The following is a 14301-nucleotide window of genomic DNA, read 5'->3' on the forward strand; positions in this document are numbered from 1 at the left end:
TCCGGTGATCGGTGCGGGCGGAAGGGACTACCTCGCCCGCCGCGCTACCAGCTGGTGTGCAGCGGGCGGCCCTCGGCGTAGCCGGCCGCGCTCTGCACGCCCACCACCGCGCGCTCGTGCAGCTCGGCGAGCGTGCCCGCGCCGGCGTAGGTGCAGGCGCTGCGGAGGCCCGCGACGATCGCGTCGAGCAGGTCCTCGACGCCGGGTCGCTCGGGGTCGAGGTACATGCGCGACGTGGAGATGCCTTCCTCGAAGAGCCCCTTGCGGGCGCGGTCGAAGGCCGACTCCTCGGCGGTGCGCCCCTTGACGGCACGGGCCGAGGCCATGCCGAAGCTCTCCTTGTAGCGGCGGCCCGACGCGTCCTCGTGGATGTCGCCGGGCGACTCGTGGGTGCCGGCGAACCACGACCCGACCATGACGTTGGACGCTCCCGCGGCGAGGGCGAGCGCCACGTCACGCGGGTGGCGAACACCGCCGTCGGCCCAGACGTGCTTGCCCAGCCGGGCCGCCTCGGCGGAGCACTCGAGCACGGCGGAGAACTGCGGCCGGCCGACACCGGTCATCATCCGGGTCGTGCACATGGCGCCCGGTCCGACGCCGACCTTGACGATGTCGGCGCCGGCGGCGACGAGGTCGCGCACGCCCTCTGCCGAGACGACGTTGCCGGCGACGACCGGCACCGCCGGGTCGAGGGCCCGCACCGCCTGCAGCGCGGCGAGCATCTTCTCCTGGTGACCGTGGGCGGTGTCGAGCACGAGCAGGTCGGCGCCGGTCTCGAGCGCGTCACGCGTCTTCGTCGCGACGTCGCCGTTGATGCCGACGGCCACCGCGACCCGCAACCGGCCGCGGTCGTCGACCGCCGGGTCGTAGAGGGTCGCGCGCAGCGCAGCCGTGCGGGTGAGGATGCCGACGAGGCGACCGTCGTCGCCCACCACCGGCGCCAGCCGGTGCCGGCTCTCGTGCAGGCGGTCGAAGGCCACCCGCGGCAGCACCTTCTCCGGCAGCGTGAGCAGCTCCGTGGACATCACCCGGCCGAGCTGGGTGAACCGGTCGACGCCGGTGCAGTCGGCCTCGGTGACGACGCCGACCGGCCGCCCGTCGGCCACCACGACGACGGCCCCGTGTGCGCGCTTGGGCAGCAGCGCGAGCGCGTCGCCGACGGTGTCGGTGCCGGTCAACGTGATCGCCGTGTCGTGCACGAGGTGGCGGGCCTTCACCCACTGCACGACGTCGGCGACGACCTCGGCCGGGATGTCCTGCGGGATGACGGCGAGGCCGCCGCGGCGGGCCACGGTCTCGGCCATCCGCCGGCCCGCGACGGCCGTCATGTTGGCGACGACGATCGGGATCGTCGTACCGCTGCCGTCACGCGTCGAGAGATCGACGTCGAGCCGCGAGCCGACCGCGGATCGCCGGGGGACCATGAACACGTCGTCGTAGGTGAGGTCGTACGACGCAACCGTGTCGTCGAGGAATCGCACGAGAAGGACATGGTAGGCGATCTCCGCCCTGGGGCGGTTACTGCGCGCTACCGTCGTGGCCGGGAGGGACCCGTGTCGTTTCTGTCGCTGGTGGCGCGCAACGTCGCCACGAAGAAGGTGCGCTCGATCCTCACGGCTCTGGCCGTCGCCATCGGCGTCATGACCGTGGTGACGCTGGGGCTGGTCAACCACAGCATCCGCACCAGCGCGCTGGCGATCATGCAGGTGGGCCGGGCCGACTTCACCGTCGCGCAGAAGGGTGTCTCCGACATCCTGTCGAGCTCGGTGCAGCAGGCGGACCTCGACCGGCTGCGCCAGGACCCCGACGTCGCCCAGGCCATCGGAGTGCTGCTGGCGACGAAGAAGTACGACGCCGCCAACCCGCTATTCATCGAGATCGGCATCCGCCCGGACGAGATGGCCGGCTTCGGCGTCAACATCATCCAAGGGCGGGCACCGGCGCCGACCGCGCAGCACGAGGTGCTGCTGGGCTACGAGGCGGCGCGCAACCTCGGCAAGAAGGTCGGCGAGACGTTCCACATCGACAACGTCAACTACAAGATCGTCGGGCTCTACCAGACCGGCCAGTCGCTCGGCGACCAGGGCGCCATGTTCCCGCTGATCGGGATGCAGGCCCACCAGCGGCAGTCGGGGCAGCTCTCGCTGCTGTTCGTGCAGGTGCGCGCCGGCGTCAACGTCCAGGCCGCGCAGGCCCGCATCGACAAGGACTTCCCGCAGCTGGTGACCGTGCGCACGGCCGCCGACTTCGGCCGGGCCGACCGCAGCCTGCAGTTCATCAACGCGGCCGACAAGGGCAGCACGATCCTCGCCGTGCTCATCGGCGCGGTCATCGTGATGAGCACGATGACGATGACGTTCATCGAGCGCACCCGGGAGTTCGGCGTCCTGTCGGCGATCGGTTGGCGTCGCACCCGCATTCTCGGGCTCGTGATGAGCGAGGCCGGCCTCATCGGGATAGTCGGTGCGGCCGCGGGGGTGGCGTTGTCGTTCGCCGCGACCAGCGTCGTAGCGCAGCTGCCGTCGCTGCAAGGCGTGCTGCACCTCGACTACACCGGCAGCACGTTCGGCCGCGCGATCTACACCGCGGCCGGCATGGTCGTGCTCGGCGCGCTCTACCCCGCGCTGCGCGCGGCGTTCCTCGCTCCGTTGGAGGCGCTGCGCCATGAGTGAGCCGGTCCCCGCTACCGCCGCGACGCAGGCGGCGCCGGACTACGCCATCGAGGCGATCAACGTCGTCAAGCACTTCGACGGCGGGATCGTGCGGGCACTCGACGGGGTGACGCTGCGGGTGCGCCCCGGGGAGTCGGTCGCCATCACCGGGCCGTCGGGGTGCGGCAAGTCGACGCTGCTGCACCTGCTGGCGAAGCTCGACAGCCCGACCTCCGGCACGATCCGGGTCGACGGCATCGACCTGTCGACGCTGTCCGACCCGAGCGACTACCGGCGCACCACCGTCGGGCTGGTCTTCCAGCTGCACAACCTGCTGCCCCACCTGTCCGCCGTACGCAACGTCGAGATCGCGATGTTCGGCACGCACCTGTCCCGCGGCGAGCGGCACGAACGAGCGCTGCAGCTGCTCGCCGCGGTCGACCTCGCCGGGCGCGAGAACCGGCCCCCCACCAAGCTCTCCGGCGGCGAACGTCAGCGCGTCGCGATCGCACGGTCGCTGGCCAACGACCCGCCGATCCTCCTCGCCGACGAGCCGACCGGCAGCCTCGACGAGAAGTCCGTCGACCACGTGCTGTCGCTGTTCCAGCGGCTGCGCCAGGACGCCCCGTCACTCTGCATCCTGATGGTGACCCACGACGCGCGGGTGGCGCAGTCGTGCGACCGGATCGTGCGGATGCGCGACGGCCGGGTGGTCGACGAGCCGAACACACCGACGCCGGTCGCGACGATCTGAGGGACCGCGGCGGCAGGCGGCGGCCGCTAACCGGCGAAGACGATGCGGGCGTCGGCCTGCTGCGTCGGGTCGGGTGTCGGCTGGCTGACGTTGATCAGGCACGGCTGGGTCGCGCTGCAGACGATGTTGTGCGTGCCGAACGGGCCTTTCTTGACCGTGTAGTCGGCCTGCACCGTGCCGGTGCCGTCGGCGGTCGCGGGCACGACGGCGGTGATGTCGCAGTCGCCCTGGCCGGTCTTGCTCCCCTTGTCGCCGCACTCGGCGACGATGTAGGTCGCTCCGGGGGTGAAGCCGGTGCCGGTGACGTGCACGGCCTGCCCGTCGTGCAGTCCCTTGGCCGGTTGCACGGTGACGTGCGGCTTGCCCGGGTGAGGCGAGGCGGTCGGAGGGGCGGTCGTGGGCGGCGCGACTTTCGTCGCCGGGTGCGCGGTCGGCGGCAGCACGACCAGCTCCTGCCCGCCCGTGCCGCACCCGGCGGCCACGGCGACGAGCACACCGGCGGCGAGGACACGGACCACGTGCACGCCTCCACGGTGCCACGTGCGGCGGGCCGGCGACCCGCCTTTGACAACGACCTGCCGTCGTGGTCCGCTGTAGCCGCAGTCGTCACGGACAGGGGAAGCCGGTCGAAATCCGGCGCTGACCCGCAACCGTAGGCCTCCGGGTGGACTCCCGGGAGCGAGCCGGAACACCTGGCGGTGACGAGGGCTCCCTGACATCCGTCGAGGTTCGCGGGGCGGAGCCCGGGCCGTGCGCCCGTGACCGCCCCCTGTCGCCGTCCGGCGACGGGGGGTTTGTCGGTTCGGGGGTGGGTCCGGCGACGCGCCGCGATCTCCGAACCGAAAGGCCACCGGTGTCTCTCGTCACCCGCGCCGCGACCGGCGTCACGCTCGCCGGCCTGCTCGCCGCCCCGCTCTGGGCCGCTCCGGCCTACGCCGCCACCCCGGCGCCGACGACCGGCGCGTCCACCACGGACCCCGCCCGGGCCGCAGCCGGGTGGCTCGCCGGGCAGCTGACCGGGCCGCAGGCCGACCACCTGACCTCGTCGTACGTCGATCAGAACGGCGCCACGCAGACCTACGCCGACCAGGGCCTGACCGCCGACGCGGTGCTGTCCTTCGACGCGGCCGGGGTCGCGCAGGACGCCGCGAAGCGGGCGACCACCTGGCTCGCGACCCAGGTCGACGCGTATGCCGGCACCGCGCCGAACTACTACCCCGGTTCGCTCGCCAAGCTGATCCTCGTCGCGGTCGCGCAGGGCGAGGATCCGCACGCCTTCGGCAACACCGACCTGGTCAAGGCGCTGCAGGGCGAGGAGGCGTCGGACGGCCTCTACACCGACCCGGACACGCAGAACGGCTACCAGAGCGTGGTGACCCAGGCGCTCGCACTGGTCGCCCTCTCACGGACCGACACCAAGCCCGACGCCAAGGCGGTCTCCTGGCTGGCCGGGCAGCAGTGCGCCGACGGCGGCTTCCAGACCGACGTCCGCACCAGCACGAGCGCTCCCTGCACGAGCGACGCCGACACCACGTCGTTCGCCGTGCAGGCGCTCGCGGCCACGCGCACCGACGCCAGCAAGGCGGTCGCCTGGCTGACCGCGCACCGCAACTCCGACAACGGCTTCGGTACGCCGAGCAGCAACGCCAACTCCACCGCGATCGCCGTCCAGGCGCTGCTCGCCGCGGGCGGCGACCCGTCGGCGTCCATCGCCTACCTGCGCGGCCTCCAGGTGGGGTGCGCGGGCACGACCGCCCAGCGGGGCGCGGTGACGTTCAGCGGCACCTTCGGCGCGACCGCCGTGCGCGCCACCTCACAGGCCGCGCAGGCGCTGGCCGGCAAGACGCTCGCCCAGATCACCGAGTCGGGCGCGGGCGCGGCAGCGCCGACCCTGGCCTGCGCCGCGACGGCGACCCCCACGCCGACGCCCACCGCCACGCGCACCGTCGCACCACTGACCGACGGCCACGTCCAGCGGCCTGCTCCCCTCGCGAGCTCCGGCACCGCGGAGCTGCCGCGCACCGGCAGCAGCGCGCCGGTCGTGCCGCTCGTGGCCGCCGCGCTGGCGGCGCTGGCCATCGGCGCAGTGCTCCTGCGATGGGGCCGGCGCACGGCCTGACATGGCAACGACGCGCGCCCGCAGATGGTGGGTGCCGGCGCTCCTGGTGACGGTGGCGCCGGCACTCGCCGGGCTGCTGCCCGCGGTGCCGAGCAGCGCGGCGAGGCAGATCTGCGTGGCCGTCGTCGTCGACTTCCGGACGCTCGGCGGCAGCGTCGCATCGACCTGCGCGAAAGTGCCCGACGGCACGACCGGCACGCAGGTGCTCAAGGCCGCCGGGCACACGATGACGTTCCGCAGCGACGGGCTGATCTGCACCATCGACGGGCAGCCGGCACAGGGATGCAGCGCGACCGACAGCTCGCACTACTGGGCCTACTGGCACCGCCCGGCCGGCTCCAGCACCTGGCAGTACAGCTCCGAGGGGTCCGGCACCTACCAGCCGGCCAACAACTCCAGCGACGGCTGGGTCTGGCAGAACGGCGGCCCGGAGGGCAGCGACCCGCCGCCGAACATCCCGGAGTCCCAGATCTGCCCGCCCGCCGCGACCGCGACGCCGCCGGCTGCGCCCGCCCGGCCGGCACCCGCGCCCGCTCCGGCCGCGACGGCGGCCGCCGCGCCGGTCCCCGCCACGGGCGGCGGGTCCGCGCCCGGCGTCGCGACGGCAGGCGCCACCGGCCGGCCGCCCGCGACCCGCGCGCCGGCAGCCGCAAAGAGCTCGCCGGCCGTGACCGCCACGTCCGCGGCACCGGCCGGCGGGAGCACGGCCACGCCCCCGCCGGATCCGGCGGGGCGCACGCGGGCCGCGGCGCACTCCGGCGGGAAGCCCGGCGGCGGCTTCCCGACCGGGCTGGTCGTCGGCGTCGTGGTGGCCGTCGCGCTCGGTGGCGCCGCCTTGCTGCGGACCCGGCGATGACGACCGCGGCGCACCCCCTCGCGCAGGCCCGGCTGCCGCGGCTGCTGCACCCCGCCGCGTGGTGGCTGTGGGCCATCGGTCTCGGCACCGCGGCGAGCCGCACCACGAACCCGCTGCTGCTGCTGCTCGCCATGGCGGCCGCCGGCTACGTGGTCGCTGCCCGGCGCACCGACGCTCCGTGGGCCCGCTCCTACGCGGCGTTCGTACGGCTCGCGCTGACCGTGCTGCTGATCAGGGTGCTGCTGCAGATCCTCTTCGGCGGCGGGGTGCCGGGACACACGCTGGTGCGGCTGCCGCAGGTGCCGTTGCCGTCATCGTTCGCCGGGCTACGCATCGGCGGCGACGTGACCGTCGAGGGCACCGTGGCGGCGGCGTACGACGGGCTGCGCCTGGCCGCGATCCTGGTCTGCGTCGGCGCCGCCAACGCGCTCGCGAGCCCGGCCCGCCTGCTGCGGGTGCTCCCGGCCGCGATCTACGAGATCGGGGTGGCGGTGACGGTCGCGCTGACGTTCGCCCCGCAGGCCGTGGTCGCGGCCGGCCGGGTCCGCGCCGCGCGACGGCTTCGGGGACGGACGATCCGCGGGCTGTCCGGGCTGCGTGGCCTGGTGGTGCCGGTGCTGGAGGACGCCCTGGAGCGCTCGCTCGACCTCGCGGCGGCGATGGACACCCGCGGCTTCGGGCGCCGCGCGGGCGTGCCGGCCCGCGAGCGCCGGCTCACGGCGGCGCTGACGGTGAGCGGGCTTCTCGCGGTGTGCGCGAGCACCTACGGCCTGCTCGACTCCTCCGCGCCGACCGCGCTCGGCCTGCCGCTGCTCGCCGTCGGCGCCGCACTCGCGGCGGCCGGGCTGGCTCTCGCCGGGCGGCGTACCCCCCGGACCCGCTACCGGCCGGACCCCTGGGCGCTGCCGGAGTGGCTGGTCGTGCTCGGCGGGGTGCTGGCGGCCGCCGCGGTCTTCGCCACCGACCCGGGCGCCCTCGACCCGTCGACGTCGCCACTGGTCGCCCCGACCCTGCCGTTGCTGCCGGTGGCGGGGCTCGCCTGCGCGCTGCTGCCGGCCTGGGCGGCGCCCGAGGTGCCCGCGGCGATGCGGACCCGCCGGGCGGTGGCCGCGTGATCCGCTTCGAGCACGTCTCGGTGACCTACCCGGGAGCCGGTGACCCGGTGCTGCGGGGGGTCGACCTCACGATCCCCGAGGGAGAGCTCTGCCTGGTGGTCGGTCGCACCGGGTCGGGCAAGTCGACGCTGCTGCGCTGCGTCTCCGGCCTGGTGCCGCACTTCACCGGCGGCCTGCTCGCGGGCCGCGTGACCGTCGACGGCCGCGACACCCGCGAGCACCCGCCGCGCGAGCTGGCCGACACCGTGGGTTCGGTCTTGCAGGACCCGCTCGCGGGCTTCGTCACCGACACCGTCGAGGACGAGCTCGCCTACAGCCTCGAGTCGCTGGGCGTCGCCCCAGACGTCATGCGCCGCAGGGTCGAGGAGACCCTCGACCTGATGGGGCTGGTCGACCTTCGCGACCGGCCGCTGCTCGCGCTGTCTGCCGGGCAGCAGCAGCGGGTGGCGATCGGTTCGGTGTTGACCAGCGGTCCTCGGGTGCTCGTGCTCGACGAGCCGACGTCCGCCCTCGACCCGGCCGCTGCCGAGGAGGTGCTCGCGACCCTGACGCGCCTCGTCCACGACCTCGGCCTCACCGTGCTCCTGGCCGAGCACAGGCTCGAGCGCGTCGTGCAGTACGCCGACCGCCTCGTGCTCGTCCCGGGCGGCGGCGCACCGCTCGTCGACGGCCCCCCGGCAGCGGTGCTCGCGACCTCGCCGGTCGCACCACCCGTGGTCGAGCTCGGCCGCCTCGCGGGCTGGTCCCCGCTGCCGCTCTCGATCCGCGACGCGCGCCGGCGCAGCGCCGAGCTGCGCGACCGGCTGGCCGGCCGCGTGCCGGTCCCCGCGCCGGCGTCGGCGCAGGGGCCCGTGGGCGAGGCCGGTGACCTCGTCGTCCGCTACGGCGCGACGGTCGCGTTGCGGGGCGTCTCCCTCGTCGTACGCCGGGGCGAGGTCGTTGCGCTCATGGGTCGCAACGGGGCGGGCAAGTCGACGCTGCTCGGCGCACTGGTGGGCATGCGGGCGCCCGCGTCCGGCACGGCCCGGGTGGGTGGCGCCGACCCGGCCCGGCTGCGGCCGCGCGACCTGCTGCGACACGTCGGCCTGGTCCCGCAGCAACCCGGCGACCTCCTCTACGCCGAGACCGTGGCGGGCGAGTGTGCCGACGCCGATCGTGACGGCGGAGCGGCGCCGGGCACCGCGTGGCGGCTGCTGACCGAGCTGCTGCCCGACGCCGACGGCGACCTGCACCCGCGTGACCTGTCCGAGGGTGGCCGGCTCGCGCTCGCCCTGGCCGTCGTGCTGGCCGCCGCCCCGCCGCTCGTGCTGCTCGACGAGCCGACCAGGGGCCTCGACTACCCCGCCAAGCGGATGCTGGCCGCCGCGCTGCGCCGGCTCGCCGCCGCCGGTCACGGCGTGCTGCTCGCGACCCACGACGTCGAGCTCGTCGCCGAGCTGGCCGACCGCGTCGTGATGCTCGCCGAGGGCGAGGTGGTCACCGACGGCCCGACCCGCGAGGTGGTCACCGCGTCGCCGGCGTTCGCGCCGCAGGTCGCGAAGGTGCTGGCGCCGCTGCCCATGCTGACCGTCACCGACGTGCGTGAGGCGCTGGCCGGATGACGACTACCGCCACCTCCGCGACGATGCCGACGGCATCCGGACGGGCCGCGTTGGCCCTGCGGCCCCGGTCAGCCCTGGCGGTCACCGCGGTGACGCTTGCGGGACTGGCCGGCTTCACCTGGCCGCTGTTCGCCGGCGGCCGGCTGGCCGGCTCGCACGCGGTCGACGCGCCGTGGCTGTTCGTGGCGCTGCTGCCCCTGCTGCTCGCCGTCGTCTTCGCCGAGGTGTCCGACGGCGGCCTCGACGTGAAGGGGGTCGCGCTGCTCGGGGTGCTCGCCGCCTGCGGGGCGGCCCTGCGCCCGCTCGGCGGCGGGGCGACCGGGTTCCAGCCGATGTTCTTCCTGCTGCTGCCCGCCGGACGCGTGTTCGGGCGCGGGTTCGGGTTCGTGCTGGGCGCGGTGACGATGTTCGCCGGCGCGCTGCTGACCGGTGGCGTCGGGCCGTGGCTGCCCTTCGAGATGCTCGGGGCGGCCTGGGTTGGTTTCGGTGCGGGCTGCCTGCCGCGGGCTCGCGGCCGCTGGGAGATCGCGCTGCTCGCGGCGTACGGCGCGGTGGCCGGTCTGCTCTACGGGCTGCTGCTCAACCTGTGGTTCTGGCCGTTCGCGCACGACCTGCCGCCCGCGATCGCATTCGTGCCCGGCGGCTCGCTGGCCACCAACCTGCACCACTGGGTGCACCACGACGTGGCCACGTCGCTGGGCTTCGACGTGCCCCGGGCGCTCACCACGGCCGCCCTCGTGGTGATCGCGGGTCGTCCCGTGCTCCTGGCCCTGCGACGCGCGGCGCGGCGAGCGCTCTTCGAGGGTTCAGGGAAGGGGGTGGCCGTAGACACCCCAGTGCAGGAGGAAGAAGACGGCCGCGGCGACCGTGCCGGCCGCCGGGAGCGTGAGGACCCAGGCGATCACGATGTTGCCGGCCACGCCCCACCGCACCGCCGAGAACCGCTTGGTCGCGCCCACGCCGAGAATCGATGACGTGATCACGTGGGTGGTCGACAGCGGTACGCCGAAGTGCGCGGCCGACAGGAGCACACTGGCGGCCGTGGTCTCCGCCGCGAAGCCACGTGACGGGTCGAGCTGGATGATCCTCCGCCCCAGCGTCCGCATGATCCGCCAGCCGCCGGAGTAGGTGCCGAGACTGATCGCGCCGGCCGCCAGGCCGATCACCCACCAGGGCACGTGGAAGTGCTCACGCGACACGTGGCCGGTCGCAACGAGCGCGAAGGTGATCACGCCCATCGTCTTCTGCGCGTCCTGGGTGCCGTGGCTGAACGACATCGCCGCCGCCGACAGGGTCTGGACATGGCGGAAGCCGCGGTTGAGCTTGCTCGGCGAGCCCCGGTGCACGATCCAGAGCAGGGCCAGGTGGAAGAGGTAGCCCACGACGATTCCGACGATCGGTGAGAGCACCATCGGGATGATCACCTTGTCGATCACGCCGGTCCACTTGACCGTCGACGACGCGGCGATCGCGGCGCCGACGAGGCCGCCGATCAGCGCGTGCGACGACGACGAGGGCAGGCCGAAGTACCAGGTGATGAGGTTCCAGGTGATCGCCCCGACCAGGGCCGCCGTCGCCAGCACGATCGCCCCGCCGGGGTCGACGGGGATCTCGATGATTCCCTTGCCGATCGTCGCCGCGACCCCCGTCGCGAGCAGGGCGCCGGCCAGGTTGAGCACTGCCGCCATCCCGAGTGCCACCCGGGGCGTCAGCGCCCGGGTCGACACCGAGGTCGCGATGGCGTTGGCCGCGTCGTGGAAACCGTTGGTGAAGTCGAATCCGAGAGCAATGACGATGAGCAGTGCCAGCCCGATGTCGAGCGCCATGAGCGCCTATGACTCCTTCACGGCGATCGTCTCGACGGTGTCGGCGACGTTCTCGAACGCGTCGGCGGCGGCCTCGAGCTGGTCGACGACCTCCTTGAGCTTCAGCACCATCAGCGCGTCGTAGGTCCCGCTGAACAGCTTGGCGAGGAACCGGCGGTAGAGCTGGTCGGCGCGGTTCTCGAGCTCGTTGATGCCGATCCAGTAGTCCTCGAGGTTGTGCAGCGACTGCAGCCGCCGCAGCCCCTCGGCAGTCGTGACCGCAGCCTGCTGCAGCACCTCGGTGATCGCGGTCAGCTCCGAGGGCAGGTCGTCGAGGTCGTAGAGCACGACCAGGTCGGAGGCGGCTTCGACGAAGTCCATGACGTCGTCGAGTCGGCTCGCCAGCCGGTAGATGTCCTCGCGGTCGAAGGGCGTCACGAACGTGGAGTTCAGCTCGCGCAGGATCCGGTGGGTGGCGTCGTCGCCGGCGTGCTCGCAGTCGCGGATCTTCGACGCGATCACCTGCCGGTCGCCGGGGGCGGCGGCGAGGAGGGCGCTCATGAGGCGGATGCCGTCGACGAGGTTGTCGGCCGAGTCCGTGAACATGTCGTAGAAGGTCGTCTTCGTCGGTCGAAGGCGCAGGCGCACGTCAGATCTCCTCGTTCGCGCGGACGCGCGCGGTGACGCGCCGTTCGACCACGAAGGACAGGAAGGGAATGGTGCCGGCGAGGAGCACTCCGACGCTGCGCAGCAGCGGCCAGCGCAGCCGCATCACGGTCAGCTCGAACGCCGCGAGCACGTAGAGGATGAACAGCAGCCCGTGCACGGTCCACGCGAAACCGACCTGGTGATAACCCCCGATGTACTCCAACGGCAGGCCGACAAGGCAGAGGCCGGTGAGCCAGACCCCGACGATGTAGGCCATCACGCGGTAGCGCGTCAGCGAGCCGCCGATCCGGTGCGTGCGGCGGCCGGCGGTCCGCGGCGCGGGCCCCTCGGGTGCGGTGGTCACGAGCGCGGGTTGGCAGCGAGCCAGGCGAGGTAGGCGTTGTAGGCGGCCAGCTCCTCGTCGGCGCCGTCGTCGTGGACCGCCACCGAGCTGCGCTGGGCGACAGCGACCGCGACCGCACGGCGGCGTTGCTTCTGGTGGATCGTCGGCAGCACCGGTGCGAGCTCCTCGGCCAGGTCGTCCGTCGTCGTGTCGGCGGGTTCCTCGTCACGCTCCTTGAGCTCGTCGTGCAGCATCTTGATCCAACCGCCGATCGCGAGGATGCCGAACGACCACCACTGGAAGGCGTAGCCGAGGTTCTGGATGTCGTGGGTGCGGGAGCCCCGGCCCCACTGCCACCAGCCGAGACCTGCGAACGCCGGCTGCGCCAGCACGATCACCACGGTGAGGATCAGCCAGCGGCGGGTGAGCAGGACCTCGCGCACGGCCTCAACGGTACCTGCGCCGCTCCGAGAAGGAACCTCCGCACCCGTTCCTTGCGCCGGGGCCGCAACGGGCCGGGCTCAGCTGCGGCTCAGCGCGTCCTTGGCGTGCTCGGTGAACTCCGTGAGCTTGCCCTTGAAGCCCTTGGTCGCGATGCCGACGGCGTCCTCGTCGCCGTGCGCCAGACCCTTCATCGTCTTCTTGAGCATCGAGGGCCGCACGTGCGGCGGCAGCGGGGGGATCTGCGGGTCGGTCACGAACTCCAGCAGCACCGGCCCGTCGGCCGCGAGGGCACGATCCCACGCCGGCCCGACGTCCTCCGGCCGGTCGACCTTGATGCCCTCGAAGCCGAGCAGCCGGGCGAGCTCCGCGGCGGGCACGTAGGGCACCGTCTGCGTCTCGGGGTTCTTGGGGTCGGCCGAGAGGACCCGCTGCTCGTAGGAGACCTGGTTGAGGTCCTTGTTGACGAGTACGGCGAAGATCAGCGTCGGGTTCTTCTCGAGCAGCCGCTCCTGGTAGCGCTTGACGGTCAGCAGCTCGTTCATGCCGAGCATCTGGAAGGCGCCGTCACCGGTGAACGCGATGACCGGCCGCTCGGGGAAGGCGAACTTCGCGCCGATGGCGTAGGGCACCCCGGGGAGCATCGTGGCGAGCGTGCCGGACAACGACGACTTCATCTCGTCGTGCAGGTAGAGGTGGCGTGCCCACCAGTTCGTCGCCGAGCCGGAGTCGGACGTCGTTATGACGTCGCGCGGCAACCGCTCGTTGAGCTCCCAGAACACCAGCTGCGGGTTGACCGGGTCGGCCTTCTGGTGGGCCCGCTCCTCGAGGACCTTGTCCCAGGTGTGCCGCTCCCCCATGATCAGTTTCTGCCAGGAGCGGTCCTTCTTGTGCTGCAGCAGAGGGATCAGCGCTTTGAGCGTGTCCTTCGAGTCCCCGACGAGCGACACGTCGTTGGGGTAGCGCACCCCGATCATCGAACCGTCGATGTCGATCTCGACGCACTTGGCCGCACCGGGCTCCGGCAGCCACTCGGCGTAGGGGAAGCTGGTGCCTATCATGAACAGGGTGTCGCAGCCCATCATCATCTTGTGGCTGGGCTCGGTGCCCAGCAGCCCGAGCGAGCCGGTCACGAAGGGCAGCGTGTCGGGCACGGCGTCCTTGCCGAGCAGCGCCTTCGCGATCCCGGCACCGATCAGGTCGGCGACCTGGAGCACCTCGTCGCGCGCCTTGGCCGCCCCCTGGCCGATCAGCATCGCAACCTTCTGGCCCTGGTTGAGGACGTCGGCCGCCTGCCGCAGGAGGTCCCCGTCGGGCACCATGTGCGGCTGGTTCCAGCCGACGCTGGAGAAGACGCTGCCGTGCATGCGCGGTGGTTCGGCGTACTCCGACTCGGCGACGTCGTCGGGGACGATGACAACCGCCGGGCGCCGCTCGGTCAGGGCGGACTTGATCGCCCGGTCGAGGACGTGGCGGGCGGAGTGCTGGTCCATCACGGTCGAGACGAAGCCGCCGATGTCCTTGAAGAACGACTGAAGGTCGATCTCCTGCTGGTAGTGCGCCCCGACCGACTGCCGCTTCTGCTGGCCGACGATCGCCAGCACCGGTTGGTGGTCGAGCTTCGCGTCGTACAACCCGTTGGCGAGGTGGATGGCGCCCGGGCCGGACGTGGCGATGCAGGCACCGATCGTGCCGGTGAACTTCGCGTGGGCGCACGCCATGAACGCGGCCATCTCCTCGTGCCGCGTCTGCACGAAGAACGGGTCGTCGCCGACCTTCTCGAAGGCCCCGAGGAAGGCGTTGATGCCATCGCCCGGGTAGCCGAAGATCCGGTGGATGCCCCAGTCGCGCAGGCGCTCGAGCATGTAGTGGGCAACGTCGGCCATCAGTCACTCCTCGTCGGCGGGCTGTCTGTTTCGTCCCTTTAGCCGTGCCCGGTGTCTCGTCCGGCGACACACCCGCTGGCCC

Annotated in this window: 13 protein-coding genes and 1 riboswitch; of the genes, 6 read left to right on the plus strand and 7 right to left on the minus strand. The window is 72.9% G+C overall.

Translation table 11 applies throughout. The features are described 5' to 3' along the window. Positions 1-44 precede the first annotated feature (44 nt). A complete protein-coding gene (locus VFJ21_02070; protein ID HET7405909.1) occupies positions 45-1481 on the minus strand; it encodes a GuaB1 family IMP dehydrogenase-related protein in 1437 nt (478 codons plus the stop codon). 72 nt (positions 1482-1553) lie between these two features. Between VFJ21_02070 and VFJ21_02075 the strand changes: the two genes are divergently transcribed. After that, the gene (locus VFJ21_02075) at positions 1554-2672 is read left to right on the plus strand and encodes an ABC transporter permease (GenBank protein HET7405910.1); all 1119 of its coding nucleotides are present in this window, start codon (positions 1554-1556) and stop codon (positions 2670-2672) included. Then, the gene (locus VFJ21_02080; protein HET7405911.1) at positions 2665-3405 is read left to right on the plus strand and encodes an ABC transporter ATP-binding protein; all 741 of its coding nucleotides are present in this window, start codon (positions 2665-2667) and stop codon (positions 3403-3405) included. Before VFJ21_02075 ends, VFJ21_02080 begins: the two co-directional genes overlap by 8 nt. A gap of 26 nt (positions 3406-3431) precedes the next feature. On the opposite strand, the gene VFJ21_02085 is transcribed toward VFJ21_02080, so the two are convergent. Next, entirely contained in the window at positions 3432-3929 is a 498-nt protein-coding gene (locus VFJ21_02085; protein HET7405912.1) for a neocarzinostatin apoprotein domain-containing protein, read from the minus strand. 48 nt (positions 3930-3977) lie between these two features. Continuing rightward, positions 3978-4120, plus strand: a riboswitch (cobalamin riboswitch). A gap of 138 nt (positions 4121-4258) precedes the next feature. Here VFJ21_02085 and VFJ21_02090 point away from each other — a divergent pair. The 4 genes from VFJ21_02090 to VFJ21_02105 are packed head-to-tail and all read left to right on the plus strand — an operon-like array spanning position 4259 to position 9096. Then, on the plus strand, positions 4259-5524 hold the full coding sequence (locus VFJ21_02090; protein ID HET7405913.1) for a prenyltransferase/squalene oxidase repeat-containing protein: 1266 nt from the start codon (positions 4259-4261) through the stop codon (positions 5522-5524). Position 5525: 1 nt separating this feature from the next. Continuing rightward, positions 5526-6380, plus strand: coding sequence for a hypothetical protein (locus VFJ21_02095; protein HET7405914.1), 855 nt, complete (start codon positions 5526-5528; stop codon positions 6378-6380). Then, the gene (locus VFJ21_02100) at positions 6377-7495 is read left to right on the plus strand and encodes a CbiQ family ECF transporter T component (GenBank protein HET7405915.1); all 1119 of its coding nucleotides are present in this window, start codon (positions 6377-6379) and stop codon (positions 7493-7495) included. Before VFJ21_02095 ends, VFJ21_02100 begins: the two co-directional genes overlap by 4 nt. Beyond that, complete coding sequence (locus VFJ21_02105) at positions 7492-9096, plus strand: ATP-binding cassette domain-containing protein (protein HET7405916.1); 1605 nt, start codon at positions 7492-7494, stop codon at positions 9094-9096. Before VFJ21_02100 ends, VFJ21_02105 begins: the two co-directional genes overlap by 4 nt. 806 nt (positions 9097-9902) lie before the next feature. Here VFJ21_02105 and VFJ21_02110 read toward each other — a convergent pair. The 5 genes from VFJ21_02110 to VFJ21_02130 form a co-directional block, all read right to left on the minus strand. After that, entirely contained in the window at positions 9903-10922 is a 1020-nt protein-coding gene (locus VFJ21_02110) for an inorganic phosphate transporter (GenBank protein HET7405917.1), read from the minus strand. 6 nt (positions 10923-10928) lie between these two features. Continuing rightward, positions 10929-11549: a DUF47 family protein gene (locus VFJ21_02115; GenBank protein HET7405918.1), complete on the minus strand. Its 621-nt coding sequence runs from the start codon at positions 11547-11549 to the stop codon at positions 10929-10931. 1 nt (position 11550) lies between these two features. Further along, the gene (locus VFJ21_02120) at positions 11551-11913 is read right to left on the minus strand and encodes a DUF3817 domain-containing protein (protein ID HET7405919.1); all 363 of its coding nucleotides are present in this window, start codon (positions 11911-11913) and stop codon (positions 11551-11553) included. Beyond that, positions 11910-12335 (minus strand): hypothetical protein, encoded by a 426-nt coding sequence (locus VFJ21_02125; protein HET7405920.1) that lies wholly within the window; start codon positions 12333-12335, stop codon positions 11910-11912. The genes VFJ21_02120 and VFJ21_02125 overlap by 4 nt, the downstream gene beginning before the upstream one ends. Before the next feature lie 78 nt (positions 12336-12413). Next, positions 12414-14219: a thiamine pyrophosphate-requiring protein gene (locus VFJ21_02130; GenBank protein HET7405921.1), complete on the minus strand. Its 1806-nt coding sequence runs from the start codon at positions 14217-14219 to the stop codon at positions 12414-12416. Positions 14220-14301 lie beyond the last annotated feature (82 nt).

It is taken from the genome of Mycobacteriales bacterium (assembly GCA_035690485.1).
Lineage (GTDB): Bacteria > Actinomycetota > Actinomycetes > JAFAQI01 > DASSKL01 > DASSKL01.

What these genes read in the sequence shown, in the direction of transcription:
- VFJ21_02080 (HET7405911.1), top strand. Translation starts at nt 2,665, where the DNA reads ATGAGTGAGCCGGTCCCCGCTACCGCCGCGACGCAGGCGGCGCCGGAC.
- VFJ21_02095 (HET7405914.1), top strand. Translation starts at nt 5,526, where the DNA reads ATGGCAACGACGCGCGCCCGCAGATGGTGGGTGCCGGCGCTCCTGGTG.
- VFJ21_02100 (HET7405915.1), top strand. Translation starts at nt 6,377, where the DNA reads ATGACGACCGCGGCGCACCCCCTCGCGCAGGCCCGGCTGCCGCGGCTG.
- VFJ21_02110 (HET7405917.1), bottom strand. Translation starts at nt 10,922, where the DNA reads ATGGCGCTCGACATCGGGCTGGCACTGCTCATCGTCATTGCTCTCGGA.
- VFJ21_02130 (HET7405921.1), bottom strand. Translation starts at nt 14,219, where the DNA reads ATGGCCGACGTTGCCCACTACATGCTCGAGCGCCTGCGCGACTGGGGC.